Raw genomic sequence first — 15860 nt, 5'->3', positions numbered from 1 at the left:
TATCTATTATGCTTTGCCAAAATAGACCACGCGTTCCAGGTCCTTGAAATGCGCATCCAGCGTCAGAACGTCGGCGTCGTGCTGTTCGGCGGTGGCGTAGATGATCGCATCGGCGAGTGCGAGTTTGTATTTCGCAGAGACTTCGGCGGCGCGGCGGGCGAGAGCGGTATCGAGGGGAGCGACGATGCAGGTGGCGGTGTAGGCGAAGAAGGAATCGACTGCGTCCTCATCGCGCTCGCGCTCCAGCCATTTGGAAAGTTCGAGCTGGACGATAGTGGGGACGATACATTCGGTTCGCGCAGGCATCTCGCCTTGAAGCCGATCTGCAGCCGGACCTTGGGTCAGCCACTCGATCCAGGCTGAGCTATCAACGACGCGCATTAGAACCGGTCTTTCCGGTCACGGTAATTACCAGGGTTGGCGCCCTTCGCCATGCCCTTGAGGTCAGCAAGTTCGGGTACGGGGATAAGCAGCACACCCTTGCCCTTCGGAATGAAAACAAATTCCTGGCCCGCGCTCCAATGCTGCTGGTCACGAACTTCTTTCGGGATCGATATCTGAAATTTCGAGGAGAGAGTTGCGGTCGCCATTCTTACTTTTTCCGATCGATGGATAGAACGTAAGAATAGCACCCGAAGAGAGAAATGTGTAGGTCATTCGGAAGCGGTCCGAGCATCGGTGATCGGCAAAGCATCGTTGAGTTTCGAGAGTTGTTTGTCACTGTCACAAACAAAATAGGTCAGCATTATTGACTTATCTTTTATTGCGTGATCTTGTGACGGAAAGACCAAAAATTACGAGGAAGCCCCATGTTGAATTGGGAAAATATCTTTGCGACGCGCTCAAGCCGCATGCGCGCCTCCGAAATCCGCGAGCTGCTGAAACTCTTGGAGCGGCCGGATATCATCTCTTTTGCAGGTGGTATTCCCGATCCCGCTCTGTTTCCCGATGCCGAATTCAAGCAGGCCTATGCCGATATCTTTTCCGGTCCGACGGTGAATGCAGCGCTGCAATATTCGGTCAGCGAGGGCTACAAGCCGCTGCGCGAATGGCTTGTCGGCCAGATGGGCGCGCTCGGCATTCCCTGCGAACTCGAAAATGTCTTCATCGTTTCCGGTTCGCAGCAGGGGCTCGATTATCTCGGCAAGCTTTTCCTGTCGCCGAAGGATACGGCGCTTGTGACAGCGCCGACCTATCTTGGCGCGTTGCAGGCTTTCAACGCCTATGAGCCGGCCTATGACCAGCTGACGCCGAACGGCAACCGCACGCCGGATTCCTATCGCGCCGCGGCTTCGCAGGCGGGCGGCAGGGTGAAGTTCGCCTATCTCTCGGCCGATTTTGCCAATCCGACGGGCGAGACCGTCGATATGGCCGGCCGCAAGAAGGTGCTCGACCTTGCCGAAGAGCTCGATATCGCCGTCATCGAAGACGCCGCCTATCAGTCGCTGCGTTATGACGGCGATCCGGTCGCGCCGATCTTGGCGCTGGAAATCGCGCGCAAGGGCAGCATCAACGACACGCGCACGATCTATTGCGGCAGCTTTTCGAAGACGCTGGCGCCTGGCCTTCGCGTCGGCTTCGTCGTTGCCAATGCGCCTGTCATCCGCAAACTCGTCCTGATGAAACAGGCGGCCGACCTGCATTCCTCGACCATCAACCAGATCGCCATTCATCAGGTCGCAGAGCGTGGTTTCGATGCGCAGGTTGCCAAGATCCGCAAGACCTACAGCCACCGCCGCGACTGCATGCTGGCGGCGCTTGCGAAATACATGCCCGACGGTACGAGCTGGACGAGGCCGCAGGGCGGCATGTTCGTCTGGATCACCCTGCCGAAGGGCATGGATGGCGCCAAGCTGCTCGCGCGGTCGCTAGAAACGGCGAAAGTCGCCTTCGTGCCCGGGCAGGCCTTCTTCGCCGACGGTTCGGGCGCGAACACCTTCCGCGTCAGCTTCTCCTGCGCCAATGACGAGATGATCGAAGAGGGCATTTCGCGGCTCGGCAAGCTGATCGCGGGCGAGATCGGAGCAATGGCGGCCTAAGCCGCCACCACCGTTTTTTACTTCGCCAGATGCGGGCCGATCAGCGCCAGATCGGCCTCGCTCAGCCTGTCGCTGGCGGTATTGCGCTGGTGCCAATAGGGATACATCAGCGGCGGTAGGCTGACGTCGTCCAGCCGCTTGCGTTCTTCGTCGGTCAGCTTCAATTCGGCGCTGGCAAGATTGTCCTTGAACTGCGCCTCGGTGCGGCCGCCGATGATGACCGAGGTCACGCCCTTTCGGCCGATGAGCCAGGCAAGCGCCACCTGAGCGGCGGAAACGCCGCGACCATCTGCGATCTCCACCAACCTGTCGACGATATTCCACAGACGGTTCTCATTGCGGATCGGCGGTTCCGTCCAGCCGGCGAACTGGCGCGTACCCTCCGGTGTCGCCTGATTGCGGCGATGCTTGCCCGAGAGCAGGCCGCCGGCGATCGGGCTCCAGACGAGAATGCCGAGGCCCTGGTCGATACTAACAGGCACCAGCTCGTTTTCCGCGTCGCGTGCTTCGAGCGTGTAATGGATCTGCTGGCTGACGAAGCGTTCGCGCTTGTCGCGCTCGCTGACGCCGAGCGCCTTCATGATGTGCCAGCCGGAAAAGTTCGAGCAGCCGATATAGCGGACCTTGCCCTGGCGAACCAAGGTGTCGAGCGCTTCCATCGTCTCTTCCAGCGGTGTCTGTCCGTCCCACTCATGCAGCTGGTAGAGATCGATCACATCGGTCTTCATGCGCTTCAGGCTCGCCTCGCAGGCCTGAATGAGGTGCTGGCGGGACGAGCCGGCATCGTTGACGCCCGGCCCCATCGGGAAGCGTGCCTTGGTGGCGATGAGCACGCCGTTCTTGCGCGGGCCGCCGATGATCTCACCGAGAATCTCCTCCGATGCGCCTTGCGAGTAGACGTCGGCCGTATCGAGCAGGTTGACGCCGGCGTCGATACACATGTCGACAAGCTTCTTGGCATCCTTGATGCCGAGATCGCCGACGGTTTTTGCCCAGCCGACGCCGCCGAAAGTCATGGTGCCCATTGTGATGGTGGAAACTTTGAGGCCGGAGCGGCCAAGCAGGCGATATTCCATAGATCTGTCCTCCTCGATCCCGTCTGAAATACGTACGTCAAGAAATAGCGCCGGATGCCGATCGTCAAGATTCAATCATCATACGAACGGCAATCTATTCAAATTCAACTGTCACAATCATGTTAAGCCCTGCGTCTAGACAACCTCCTACAACCTAGTCGAGGACGTTTTCATGAAGACCTTTGTTTCCGCCTTTGCCGGCCTGTTGGCCATTGCCCTTTTCTCCGGCAGCGCCAATGCCGCCGATCTCGTCCTCTATACCAGTCAGCCGAATGCCGATGCACAGGCGACTGTCGATGGCTTCATGGCCGCCAATCCCGGCATCAAGGTCGATTGGGTTCGTGACGGCACGCCGCAGATCATCGCCAAGCTGCAGGCCGAAATGCAGGCTGGCGCTCCGGTCGCCGATGTCCTGTTGATCGCCGATACGGTGACGCTGGAGCGCCTGAAGGAAGCCGGCAAGCTGCTTGCCTACAAGTCGCCAGAAGCCAAGAACTACGATGCCTCGCTCTATGACACCGACGGCTATTACTATTCCACCAAGCTGATCACGACCGGCATCGTCTACAACACCGCGGCCGCGATGAAGCCGGCAAGCTGGCAGGATCTGGTGAAGCCGGAAGCCAAGGGCCTCGTCGCCATGCCGAGCCCGCTTGCCTCGGGCGCCGCTCTCATTCACGCGCAGACGCTCGCCGGCGTCGGTAGCCTCGGCTGGGATTACTACAAGAACCTCGCCGACAATGGCGCGATCGCCTCGGGCGGCAATGGCGCGGTGCTCAAGTCGGTTGCTTCCGGCGAGAAGGCCTATGGCATGATCGTCGATTACATGCCGATCCGCGAGAAGGCCAAGGGCGCTCCGCTGGAATTCGTCTTCCCGAAGGAAGGTGTTTCAGCCGTCACCGAACCGGTGGGCATTCTGGCGAGCACGCAGCATGCCGATGCCGCCAAGAAGTTCGTCGATTACGTCCTCTCGGAAAAGGGCCAGGAAGGCTTCCTGAAGCTCGGCTACATCCCGGCCCGCAATGGTACGCCGCTGCCGCAAGGCTTCCCGGCACGTGACAGCATCAAGGTTTTGCCGTTGAATGCCGCCGATGCTCTCAAGAACACGGATCAGGACCTGAAGACCTTCTCCACCTACTTCAAGTCGAAGTAATCCGACCCGGATCTGGAATGTACTCATATATGCGTAGGGGAAACAGCCAGCCGGCCTGGCTGTTTCCTTTTGTTGTTGCCGTCGTGCTGTTGCTCAGCGTCCTGCCGCTGGCGCGGCTGGCGCTTACCGGCATCGAGGCACTTCTCAAGGGCGGGACCTATGAGCTCGTCACCGATCCCGCGCTCTGGCGCTCGGTCTGGTACACGATCGAAACGGCCGTGCTCGGCACCATCATTTCCGTCGTCCTTGGCAGCCTCTTCGCATTCCTGCTGACATTGACAGATCTTTCGGGCAGGGGGCTCATCGGTTTCCTCTTCGTGCTACCGATGATGATCCCGCCGCAGGTCACGGCGCTTGCCTGGGTGCAGATGTCCGGGCCGTCGAGCCCTTTGCTGAAAGCGCTGCATATCGCGCCGCCGCTCGGCTCGCCGCAGCCGCTCTATTCCGTCAGCGGCATCGCGCTGCTCTATGGCGTTCAGCATGCGCCGCTGGTCTATCTCGCTTTGCGCGCCGGCCTGATGGCGCTGCCACGCGATGGTGTGGAAGCGGCAAGGCTTTCCGGAGCCTCAGGCCTGCGCGTCTTCCGCGATACTATTCTGCCCTTGTCTCTGCCCGGTGTCATTGCCGGAGCCGCGATTGCTTTCGTCTCCTCGATCGGCAATTTCGGTATTCCTGCGATCCTCGGCATTCCTGCCTCGATCTACACGTTATCGACCCTGATCTTCACCAAGTTCTCCAATTTCGGGCCGAGGACATTCGGCGATATCGCCGTACTCTCGACGATGATCGCCGTCATCGCCGTTGCCGGTCTTGCCGTGCAGGGCAGGGCTCTGAAGGGGCGTGATTACCGTGTCATCGGTATTTCCGGTGCGACGGCTGCCTTTTCGCTTGGCCGCTGGCGCTATCTGGCCTTGCCCGTGCTCTGCGCCATTTTGTTCGTCATGCTCGTCGCACCCTTCCTGGCGCTGGTCGCAGGCGCGCTGGTGCCGGCCTATGGCGTGCCGCTCACCTTCAAGACGGCATCGCTCAATGCCTTCACGGAAATCCTGTTTCGGCAGAGCATAACGCGGACCGCCTTTTCCAATTCGTTGTTTCTGGCGGGAATGACAGCATTGGGTCTCCTCTTCGTGACAGTGCTCACGGCCTATGCGCTGACGCGGCGCAAGGACGCGCTCAGCCGCATCGTTGGCGGCATGATCGAGATCCCCTATGCGCTTCCGGGCATCATCATTGCCGTCTGCTTCATTCTGGTGTTTGCCGCACCCTTGCCGATCCTCAACGTCACGCTTTACGGAACGATCTGGATCATCCTGCTTGCCTATTTCTCCGCCTATTTCGCCGTCAGCCTGAAGCCGGTCATGAGCGCTTTCCTGCAGCTCGATCCGGCGCTGGAAGAGGCGGCGCGGCTTTCCGGAGCCGGCTTCTTCCGCCGGTTGATCGATATCATCGTGCCGCTGATCGCGCCGGCGGCGGGTGCCTCGGTGATCCTCGTCTTCCTCATTGCCTGCAACGAGCTGACCGTTTCGGCTCTGCTCTGGTCGGCCGGCACGCAGACGCTCGGCGTCGTCATTTACAATCTCGACGACGGCGGCAGCGCCGATCTTGCCTCGGCCATGTCGGTCATCGTCATCGCCATGGTCGTCATCATGATGGTGCTTCTGGAAATCATGGCCAAGCGCCTGCCGAAGGGAGTGGTGCCTTGGCGAAGCTGATCCTCAACCATATCAGCAAGGATTTTGGTACCGGTGGCCGGGCTGCCGTCAATGCCTTGTCGCTCGATGTTCGCGAGGGCGGTTTCCTGGCGCTGCTCGGCCCCTCCGGTTGCGGCAAGACGACCGTGCTTCGAATGATCGCCGGCTTCGAGCAGCCGACGGATGGCTCCATCCATCTCGGCGAACGGCTACTGGCGGATGCCGTAAACATGTTGCCGCCCGAGCGGCGCAACATGGCGATGGTGTTTCAATCCTATGCGCTCTGGCCGCATATGAACGTATCAGACAATGTCGGTTATCCACTCAAGGTGCGCGGCATCTCCGGCGAGCGTTATCGCGAGAAGGTGCGCGAGGCCTTGGCGACGGTGCGGCTTGACGATTATGCCGAGCGCCGGCCAGCCGAACTCTCCGGCGGCCAGCGCCAGCGCGTGGCGCTTGCTCGCTGCTTGGTGACATCGCCCGATGTCGTGCTGCTCGACGAACCGCTCGCCAATCTCGACCGTCACCTGAAGAAGGAGATGGAGGAGACTTTTCGCGAGTTTCATCAGCGCTCCGGTGCCACCATGGTCTATGTCACGCACGACCAGAGCGAAGCGATGGCGCTTGCGACCGATGTTGCCGTCATGTCCAAAGGGCGGCTCCTGCAGGTGGCGCAGCCGGCGGAGATCTATGCACGCCCTGAAGGGAAAATGGTCGGCAGTCTGGTCGGGCAGGGCGCCATCCTGTCGATGGCTTTTCCCGACGGCGGTCCGCGCCGTATCGATTGGCCGTTCTTCCGGGGCTTATGGGAGAATCGGGCAGGCGGCTCGGCGGGCGCGGATGTTCTCGTGCGGCCGGAGGACGTGGTTGTCGACGGCGAGGGCATTTCATGCCGTGTCGATTCCGTTCTCTATGAGGGCGAGCGCTATGCGCTGAGGCTGTCTATGTCGGATGGACAGGTGTTGCGCGCCTATAGCCGCGAGGCTGTTGCCGTGGGCGATGATTATCGGGTCGCGGTCCGCTCGGCCTGGCGGCTTTGATCGGGCAGGGGACAAGATGGTTGTTCCCCGCCTTCTCCTATGCTTGATTTGCTCGAGGTTACGGATGGGAGTCGCGCATGTCCGATCATAGCTTTCCTATTTTCGATCTCGGCGCCTTCGAGGCGGCTGGTCATGAGGAGAAAAAGCGGCTCGGTGCGGAGGTGGATCGGATATGCCGCTCGACCGGCTTTCTGGCAATTTCCAACCATGGCGTTGCAGACGCCGTCATCGCCGAGGTCTGGAAGAAAACGCAAGCATTCTTCGATCTGCCACCCGAGGTGAAGCAGCGGGCGAAAACGCTCTATCCCGGTTATCCCTACGGCTATCTCGGGCCGGGCACCGAAGCGCTGGCAAAATCGCGCAATGTCGACACGCCGCCGGATTTGAAGGAAAGCTTCAATGGCGGCCCGCTTTCCGTTCCCGCTGATATGAGCGATCCGGAGGCGCTCGGCTTCTGCTATGCCGCCACCATTTGGCCGGAAGAACCTGATGGATTTGTGGAGGCATGGAAGGCTTACTACGGAGCTATGGAAGATTTGGCGGCGCGCATCATGCGCGTGTTCGCAACGGCGCTCGGCCTCGACGAACACTTCTTCGATCCTCACGTCGATGCACCGATCAGTGCGCTGAGGGCGCTGAATTATCCCGAGCAGCATGTACCGCCGCAGCCGGGCCAGCTTCGCGCCGGTGCGCATACCGATTACGGCAGCCTGACGATCCTTCTGCCGCAATCCGGCTCGAAAGGGCTCGAGATCATCGCTCCTGATGGCAACTGGACGCCGGTGCCCCCGGTGGAGGGGGCTTTCGTTATCAACATCGGCGACCTGATGGCGCTCTGGACCAACGATCGCTGGGTCTCGACCGTGCATCGCGTCGTCAATCCGCCGCCGGAGGAGGGCGGCATGCAGCGGCGGCAATCCCTGGCCTTCTTCCATCAGCCGAACTGGTTTGCCGAGATCGCCTGCCTGCCGTCGTGCCTGAAGGAAGGCGAGGAGCCGAAATATGCGTCTGTTCTCTCCGGCCCGTATCTGATGGGCAAATTCAAATCGACCGTGACCGCGAAGGCCGGGTGATATCGGTTTAGTGAACCGGCTCGCCTGCTTCTTCATAAATTGGAATGCTTCATGTCCCTGCGCCTTGCGACATTCAATGTCGAAAACCTTCTGACCCGTTTTGATTACACCGGTTTTCGCAACCAGTTGCGCCAGGATCGCGTGCTGCAGCTCTTCGATGTCCGCAATGAAGAGATCTATCAGCAGCTGGAAGCGGCGCGTGTGATCGCTGCGACCGACGACACCAGGCAGATGACGGCGCTGGCGATCGCAGACGCCGATGCCGACATCATCTGCCTGCAGGAGGTCGACAACATGGCCGCGCTGCAGGCCTTCGAATACGGGTACCTCTACCGCATGGTCGGCAACGGCTATCGCCAGAAATTCCTGATCGAAGGCAATGACAGCCGCGGCATCGATGTCGCCGTCATGATGCGTGAGGAAACGCGCGACGGCCAGCCGATCGTGCTCAACGACATCAAGAGTCACGCCATGGTGACATATGGCGATTTCGGTCTTTTCAACGACGAACTGGCGGAACTCGAGATTCATCCGGAAGACAAGATCTTCAAGCGTGACTGCCTGGAGCTGCATCTCCATATCGGCGGGGTGCCGTTTTCGCTCTATGTCGTGCATCTCAAATCGATGGGGCCGGCGCGTGAAGGCGTGGATGGGCGTCATGCGACCATGCCGATCCGCCGCGCCGAGACCTTGGCGGTTCGCCGCATCATCGAGAACCGGTTCGGCGCCGGTCATACGGCAACGAAGAATTTCGCCATCTGCGGCGACATGAACGACTATCAGGAATGGATCGATGTCATCGGCACGCGCCGCACGGGCTATCGTTTCGAGGCGCGGAACGAAGAGAAGGGCAGCGCGCTCGATGTCTTCAGCCATGACGGCTTTGCCGAAAATATCATGCAGCGGCGCGACGAACTCGATCGCTGGACGCTCTATCACGCGCGCGGGCCGCAGGAGCAGCGGCTGTGCCAGCTCGACTACATCTGGCTGTCGCCCGCTCTGGCGCGCGCCAATGCAACTCGGGTCCCGGATGTCGTTCGTTCAGGCCAGCCTTTCCGCACCATATTTCCACCGGGGCAGGAGGTGGAACGCTATCCCCGCGTCGGCTGGGACAGGCCGAAAGCATCCGATCATTGCCCCATCGTCATGACATTGGATTTGATATGACCTTCTCAGAACAGAACGACATGGCCGGCTGGCCGCCGGAAAGCACCGTGTTTCCCATCTCCAGCATCGACCTTGCCGTGTTTCCCGGCGAACATCCGTTTCACCTGCGCGAGCAGGAGGCGGCGCGGGAAAATTGGGCAAGGGAAATTGCCGCCAACCCATCACTTTATGACGGTCGCATGATCTTTCAGCACAGGCTGTCGCTTGAAGGCGGTGCAGTGAAGGGGGAGGCCTATGTAACGTCCTTCTCGACATTTCTCTTGTGGCGAAAGCAGCGGCAGCCGGGAGCTTTTCACCTTTTTGCCTTTCCCGTTATCGTATCGTCGGACGGAGCGATCATCGCGATACGCATGGCCGCCCATACCGCAAATCCCGGTCAGGTCTATTGCGCCTCCGGATCGATGGATGAGAACGATATCGTCGACGGGCACGCCGATGTCGAAGGCAATATGCGGCGTGAGCTGTTGGAGGAGACCGGCCTCGATCTACGTGATGCCGCTGCGGTATCCGGATATTACGCAATGCATATAAGGCGTTCGATCACGCTTCTCCGCGTTTTCCGTTTTCCGTGGACAGCCGAGGAGATACTTCGGCGGATCGAGGCGCATATGCTCGTTTCCGAAGAGGACGAGGTCGATGGCGTGGTTGCTATTCGATCGGCCGACCCAACGGCGCATCCCTATAATATTGCAATGCGTCCTATTCTCGCCTGGTTCTTCGGCAGCGACAAATAGCTTGGGCTTGCGCTAGGGTCGCTTGCCGGTATGAATAAGCGAATCTGGAAATACGGATGGAGGCCGGATTGACGCGCAGCTATAGTGTCTATGATGTGTTCACCGACAGCAAGCTGGCGGGCAATCCGCTCGGAATCATCTTCGAAGCCGAGGGCCTGAGCGACGAGGCGATGCAGTCGATCGCCAGGGAGCTGAACCTCTCCGAGACGGTATTCGTGCTGCCGCCGCAAAATCCGGCCCATACGGCAAGCTTGCGCATATTCACGCCTGCCCGCGAGCTGCCTTTTGCCGGGCACCCGACCGTCGGCACGGCGATCGCTCTGGCGGAGAAAGCCCATGCCAGCCATGGCGGAGATCTCGATCTTGTTTCCGTTCTCGATGAACGCCTTGGGCCGGTGCGCTGCGCCATCAAGCTGCGGCAGAACAAGGCGAGCTTTGCCGAGTTCGACCTGCCGAAGAAATCGCAGCAGATCCTGTTGCCGCTCGACAAGGCCGACATCGCCAACGCGCTCAGCCTGAACATCACCGAGATTGGTTTCGAGAACCATGTTCCTTCCATCTGGAGCGCCGGAGTGCCGTTTCTTCTGGTGCCGGTGCACGATGTCGGTGCGGCCGAGCGGATGGAATTCGATTCGCAGCTCTGGGAGAAGACGGTCCCCTTCGTCGATGGCGCGCTGGCCTCGGCCTTCATCTATTGCCGTGGCGGGGTCAACCATGCGGCGAAGTTTCACGCGCGCGTCTTTCCGGTCGGCATGGGGATCGTGGAGGACCCGGCAACGGGTTCGGCGGTCGCGGCGATGTCCGGCGCCATCAATCAGTTCGATGCGCTGCCGGATGGGCATCATCCCTTCATCGTCGAGCAGGGCATCGAGATGGGGCGGCCGTCTCTGATTCACCTCCATGTCGATGTCGACGGCGGCCTGATCACCAATGCCCGCATCGGCGGCCAGGCTGTGCGCATTGCATCCGGAATCCTTGAGCTTTGATTTTACGGGGTTTTTCGCGGCTTCTGAAATTTTTTTGACAAATAATCAAAGAAAATTCGTCTGGCCGCTGGACAATCAAACCGATCCTATTTATATGCCCGGTCACGCCGCCAGCAAGCGGTACGGGTGATTAGCTCAGTTGGTAGAGCAGCTGACTCTTAATCAGCGGGTCGTAGGTTCGAGCCCTACATCACCCACCATTTTTATCCAACGATATCAAAGTGTTGCGCTGATTTGTTCTGTCAGCAACCGGAACACAAACACCCCGCTAGATCACCATTAGATCACGCGAGGTAACTAACTGTTTTTCAGTTCTATTTTCGTTCTGCCGTCAACGGAGTTGTGGATAACCGAAGCCGGTTCCAACATCATCACGCCGGAGAAGGTCGCGAAGGCCTGTAGGATTCTACAGTAGACTGATCGCTTCACGTCCGGGATACCTTGCGTTCGTCATCGACCAGGAGGTTCCCATGGGCATAACAGTCTACGCGTGTGCGGTCGATCCCACCGCAAGCACAGTCACCGGATTCGGCAACTCCATCGAGGACGTCACCAAGGAGCTGCATAAGGTGCGTGCCGAAATCGCGCTCGAAGACGGATACGAACTTCCGACGTCTGAAGTCTACGCATATGACCTCTATCGCCCGGAGCTAGACCAACTCCTTGCGGTCCTCAGCGGTGATGCGGACCTCGCCGACCTAATCCTCAAAGGCAAACGCGTCGTCGCCATGGTATCTGAAGGGGCCGCTTAACTCTGCTGCCTACCGTGAACAGATAGGGACCAAACCCACGGAGGCGTGCATGTGTGGACGCGTATTCATCCGATCCGACTATCAGACGCTGATGCAGAATTTCGCGTTCGCAGAGCAGACGGGCGCATTGAACCTGAGCAATCAGTTCCCGAAGCTGAATGGCGCTCCGTCACTCGACTACCCGATCATCATCAAGGACGAGGACAGGAGCGGGAAAGTCGGCCCAGTTTTCCAGAGCGCGAAGTGGGGCTTCGTTCCATCTTGGATGAAGCCGCCTCTCAAGCTGCAGATCAATGCCCGTTCCGATACCATCGCCACCAAACCTATGTTCCGGTCGGCCTATCGCCAGCGCCGCTGTCTGGTGCCCGTGGACGGCTATTTCGAGTGGCAGGACATCTTCGGGAACAACAAAAACAAGCAGCCGCATGCTATCTGTCTAGCCGATGACAAACCCTTCGCATTGGCAGGGATCTGGGAATTCTGGCGGGATCCGGAGACGCAGGAACAGATGCGGACGTTCGCTATCGTGACCTGCGATGCCAATTCCATGATGAGCAAGATCCATGACCGCATGCCCGTCATCCTCCGGCGGGAAGACTACGATCGATGGCTTTCCGACGAACCAGACCCGGCCGACCTGCTCGCGCCGTATCCTTCCGAGGAGATGAAGATGTGGCCCGTCGACAAGCGCATGAGCAATGCGCGCTACGAGGCCAGTGATATCCTAGACGAGATCGATCCGAATCCGGAACCAGAGCTTTTTTGAGCAAAATAGTTAGTCGCTTCCTTCCAAATCGAACTCCTGGTACTCGCCCGGGAAATAGGTATGCATCTCGTTCGCCAGTCTGTACACGACATCGGACAGATACCTTATCAGGAGGTCGACTTGGGCGAATTCGAGGGCGTCCAGAAGGGTTCCTTCAAGGAACTGTGGAGGCGTCAACACGGAAAATTCTTCACCCGTGATTGACCGTCGCCCCTTCATGGCAGACGGCCTGCTATGCGGGACACCATCAGGATCGGCATGCGCGAAGATCTTGTTGCGCTTTGACATGAGATCGTCATGGAGCCTTTGGGTACTTCCTGGCAGGCTGATGCCCATGCGCTTGTAGCTGAGCGGCGGCAGGCCACGCCGAGCTTCTGAGAATGGACGCGCATAGGAAACGACGAGTGTCGTCTCGTAGCACATGAAGCGTCGTAAGTCCGCTCGGCCATACGTCTTGCTGAAGTCGATATCCTCGTGGATGAAGGTGGCGGCGCTCGCAGCATGACTCAGATCACGAAGGGACAATAGGAGCCTCCGAAAGAACGTACGATCCGAAAGCTTGCTCGTCGGAAATCTGGAGAAATCAGGCGGATCAAACGGTCTGAAATCCGACGATTCCTGTCCATCAGGTCGGATCTCGCTGTACCGCCAGTCAGCAGGATAGGATGCGATGATTTCGTCCGGCTTCACGCTTCATCCCCAAATCAATGATAATGATCCGGAATACATCTCGCATGTGGCCTTGACTCTGTGAAGTGAGGAGAACAAAATAGGAACATATTCCGTTGACGGAATTACAAAATCCTAGCCCTTATGAGGTGAGTTATATCCGCGCAGCCCGCAGCAACGGCGGCCGAAGAGCCTATTGCCGTGACCGAAATTCCTGAGAGCCTCGTAGACGATGTCATCGGCCACTACGGCGGCGATACTCGGGTAGGGACGCTCCGCAGGAATTGCAGGCCGGAAGCAAGTTGCTGCAATGCTGGACGTGCTCGCAGCGATACCAGGTACGCCCATCTTGGCCTCCACGCCCAACAGCCGCCCACCGCATTCGTCGCACTCGTGGCTACCCGACAACACCCTGGAGTTCGTGCCGCTGCCGGATCGTCCAAGAAACCAATCTGACACCGACGCAAGTTCTCGAATTGAAGTTCGAAGATGTTGTCGTCCGGGCTCCGAGCTTCTGTGTCAGATGCCTGGTACCGGACCGGAGAAGAGAACGATGATCAATAATCTGCATTCGCGTCGAAATTTCTTGAAAGGCACGGTCTTGGCGACGGGGGGATTGGTGCTATCGGTCCAATTGCCAAGGCTTGGTAGGGCTGCCGTCGCCGCTGGCCAGGAGAACCAGAAATCGTTCTTCCCGAACGCCTTCATCAAAATCGACGATAGCGGTATCACTCTGATCATGGCCCATCATGAGGTCGGTCAGGGGATATTCACGTCCAGCGCTATGTTGATGGCCGAAGAACTCGAGGTCGGGCTTGATCAGGTTAAGCTCCAACCCGCGCCTCCGGACCTCTCGAAATATCTTGATCCGCTTCTTTACGACCAGTCGACAGGGGGGTCGACCTCGACGAGGGCCGACTGGGTACGCTTGCGACAAGCTGGGGCGGCCGCACGGACGATGTTGGTTCAGGCCGCGGCTTCCGAATGGTCGGTCCCGGTATCCGAATGCCGTGTCCAATTCGGGGTCATCCATCACGATACATCCCAGCGCTCCATGAGTTACATCGAGGCCGCGCCAACGGCCGCTCTACTGCCAGTCCCGGAAAATGTGGTGTTGAAGGAACCATCGGCATTCAAAGTCATTGGCACCCGCGCCAAGCGCCTCGACACGCCGCATAAGGTGAACGGCAGCGCCATCTACGGCATAGACATCATCGTTCCTGGTATGAAGTTTGCGACCCTGGCCATCAGTCCGGTAGTGGGTGGGCATATTTCGAAGATGAATGAAGACGCGGCCCGCGCAGTGAAAGGCGTCCACGATATCGTGAAGCTGCCCGATGCCGTTGCTGTGATCGGCGACCATATGTGGGCCACCAAGTCAGGTATCGATGCGCTCGAGATCGAGTGGGAGGCCGGACCCAATGGATCGATGAGCCTCGATTCGATCGTCAAGAAGCTGGAGCAGGCGTCACAGCAGCAGGGCGTGATCATCCGCAATGAGAAGGATGCCACGTCGGTGATATCAAATTCGGCCGTGAAACTTTCAGCGGTGTACGAGTCGCCATTCCTCTCTCATTCGCCGCTAGAGCCCCTCAACTGCACTCTCCACATCCAGGACGACAGAGCGGAGATATGGGTAGGCACGCAGGTTCCTGTCCGAGCACAGAAGGCCGTAGCCGACGCAACCGGGTTGCCGCAAGAAAAGGTTTTCGTGAACAACCAGCTGATCGGTGGCGCGTTCGGACGCCGTCTCGAGGTGGACTCCATCGAACTCGCAGCCCGACTTCTCAAAGACATCCGGTATCCGGTGAAGCTCGTGTGGACCCGCGAACAGGACATGACGCACGATTACTATCGTCCCTATTATTACGACCGGGTCGCGGCGGGACTGGACAAGGATGGCCGCCTGGTCGGTCGGACGCACCGTGTGACCGGGTCATCGATCTTTGCACGATACGCACCTGCAGGCTTCATAAACGGCGTCGATCCCGACGCCATCGACTGCGCCTCGGAGACACCCTACGACGAGGACGCTGTTTTCGCGGATTACGTCCGCAGCGAGCCTGATGGCGTCAATACGAGTTGGTGGCGTGGGGTTGGTCCGACACACAATGTCTTCGTCGTAGAGAGCTTTGTGGATGAAATGGCGGCGACCACAAAGCAGGATCCAGTCGAATTCAGACGCAGGATGCTGACCAGAAACTCGCGTGCGCTGGCGGTGCTGAATCTTGCTGCGGAAAAGGCGGGCTGGGGCGAGAAGCTCCCGCCCGGACGAGGACGCGGTGTCTCGCTTCAGGCGGCTTTCGGAAGCTATCTGGCACATGTCCTGGATATCGAGATCACGAAAGATGAGGTGAAGCTTCTTCGATCGGTCATCGCCGTTGATTGTGGCATCGTCATCAACCCGGATACAGTCGAAGCTCAGATGCAGGGAGGCGTCATCTTCGGTCTGAGCAGCGCGATGTACAATCAGGTAACGTTCACCGACGGGGCAGTCGACCAGACCAACTTCGACATGTACCGAGCACTTCGCATCAACGAAATCCCGAAGATCGAAATCTATCAAATCAAGAGCCTGGAGAACCCGGGCGGTGTCGGTGAGGCGGGAACGGCAGCCGCAGCGGGAGCGCTTGCTAACGCAATCTTCGCCGCTTCCAGAAAACGCATCCGCTCACTGCCACTTGCGGACGCGGCCTTGAGCTAGGAAGAGAAAT

General features: G+C 59.0%; 15 protein-coding genes and 1 tRNA gene. 12 read left to right on the top strand and 4 right to left on the bottom strand.

The features are described from left to right. Positions 1-6: 6 nt before the first annotated feature. Entirely contained in the window at positions 7-381 is a 375-nt protein-coding gene (locus PH552_RS27805; protein ID WP_112343931.1) for a type II toxin-antitoxin system VapC family toxin, read from the bottom strand. Beyond that, positions 381-590 (bottom strand): AbrB/MazE/SpoVT family DNA-binding domain-containing protein, encoded by a 210-nt coding sequence (locus tag PH552_RS27800; protein WP_112343932.1) that lies wholly within the window; start codon positions 588-590, stop codon positions 381-383. The genes PH552_RS27805 and PH552_RS27800 overlap by 1 nt, the downstream gene beginning before the upstream one ends. Before the next feature lie 219 nt (positions 591-809). Between PH552_RS27800 and PH552_RS27795 the strand changes: the two genes are divergently transcribed. Beyond that, a complete protein-coding gene (locus PH552_RS27795; protein ID WP_113249323.1) occupies positions 810-2039 on the top strand; it encodes an aminotransferase-like domain-containing protein in 1230 nt (409 codons plus the stop codon). Positions 2040-2056: 17 nt separating this feature from the next. Here the strand turns inward: PH552_RS27795 and PH552_RS27790 are convergent, their stop codons facing one another. Next, positions 2057-3115: an aldo/keto reductase gene (locus PH552_RS27790; protein WP_112343934.1), complete on the bottom strand. Its 1059-nt coding sequence runs from the start codon at positions 3113-3115 to the stop codon at positions 2057-2059. 172 nt (positions 3116-3287) lie between these two features. On the opposite strand from PH552_RS27790, the gene PH552_RS27785 reads away from it, so the two are divergent. The 10 genes from PH552_RS27785 (at position 3288) to PH552_RS27740 (ending at position 12477) form a co-directional block, all read left to right on the top strand. After that, positions 3288-4268 carry an ABC transporter substrate-binding protein gene (locus PH552_RS27785; RefSeq protein WP_112343935.1) on the top strand — a complete coding sequence of 327 codons (981 nt, stop codon included), beginning with the start codon at positions 3288-3290 and terminating at the stop codon, positions 4266-4268. 17 nt (positions 4269-4285) lie between these two features. After that, a complete protein-coding gene (locus tag PH552_RS27780) occupies positions 4286-5980 on the top strand; it encodes an ABC transporter permease (protein WP_113249322.1) in 1695 nt (564 codons plus the stop codon). Beyond that, positions 5968-6999, top strand: a complete 1032-nt coding sequence (locus tag PH552_RS27775) for an ABC transporter ATP-binding protein (protein WP_113249321.1) — start codon at positions 5968-5970, stop codon at positions 6997-6999. Before PH552_RS27780 ends, PH552_RS27775 begins: the two co-directional genes overlap by 13 nt. A 77-nt stretch (positions 7000-7076) precedes the next feature. Continuing rightward, positions 7077-8072 carry an isopenicillin N synthase family dioxygenase gene (locus tag PH552_RS27770; RefSeq protein WP_112343938.1) on the top strand — a complete coding sequence of 332 codons (996 nt, stop codon included), beginning with the start codon at positions 7077-7079 and terminating at the stop codon, positions 8070-8072. Between the two features lie 51 nt (positions 8073-8123). Beyond that, positions 8124-9239: an endonuclease/exonuclease/phosphatase family protein gene (locus PH552_RS27765; RefSeq protein WP_112343939.1), complete on the top strand. Its 1116-nt coding sequence runs from the start codon at positions 8124-8126 to the stop codon at positions 9237-9239. Continuing rightward, the gene (locus tag PH552_RS27760) at positions 9236-9973 is read left to right on the top strand and encodes an NUDIX hydrolase (RefSeq protein ID WP_112343940.1); all 738 of its coding nucleotides are present in this window, start codon (positions 9236-9238) and stop codon (positions 9971-9973) included. Before PH552_RS27765 ends, PH552_RS27760 begins: the two co-directional genes overlap by 4 nt. A gap of 68 nt (positions 9974-10041) precedes the next feature. Then, complete coding sequence (locus tag PH552_RS27755; protein WP_169645003.1) at positions 10042-10959, top strand: PhzF family phenazine biosynthesis protein; 918 nt, start codon at positions 10042-10044, stop codon at positions 10957-10959. A 124-nt stretch (positions 10960-11083) separates the two neighbouring features. Further along, a tRNA-Lys gene (locus tag PH552_RS27750) sits at positions 11084-11159 on the top strand. 270 nt (positions 11160-11429) lie between these two features. Then, positions 11430-11711 (top strand): hypothetical protein, encoded by a 282-nt coding sequence (locus PH552_RS27745; protein WP_113249320.1) that lies wholly within the window; start codon positions 11430-11432, stop codon positions 11709-11711. Between the two features lie 49 nt (positions 11712-11760). After that, positions 11761-12477: an SOS response-associated peptidase gene (locus PH552_RS27740; RefSeq protein ID WP_113249319.1), complete on the top strand. Its 717-nt coding sequence runs from the start codon at positions 11761-11763 to the stop codon at positions 12475-12477. 9 nt (positions 12478-12486) lie between these two features. Here PH552_RS27740 and PH552_RS27735 read toward each other — a convergent pair whose 3' ends face one another. Further along, positions 12487-13167 carry a hypothetical protein gene (locus PH552_RS27735; RefSeq protein WP_162736942.1) on the bottom strand — a complete coding sequence of 227 codons (681 nt, stop codon included), beginning with the start codon at positions 13165-13167 and terminating at the stop codon, positions 12487-12489. Between the two features lie 532 nt (positions 13168-13699). On the opposite strand from PH552_RS27735, the gene PH552_RS27730 reads away from it, so the two are divergent. Beyond that, on the top strand, positions 13700-15850 hold the full coding sequence (locus tag PH552_RS27730) for a molybdopterin cofactor-binding domain-containing protein (RefSeq protein WP_113249317.1): 2151 nt from the start codon (positions 13700-13702) through the stop codon (positions 15848-15850). The last annotated feature ends 10 nt before the right edge of the window (positions 15851-15860 follow it).

The organism is Rhizobium aureum (assembly GCF_030182495.1).
Taxonomy (GTDB): Bacteria; Pseudomonadota; Alphaproteobacteria; order Rhizobiales; family Rhizobiaceae; genus Rhizobium; species Rhizobium tropici_C.
This window is presented reverse-complemented; position numbering and strand designations above follow the sequence as displayed.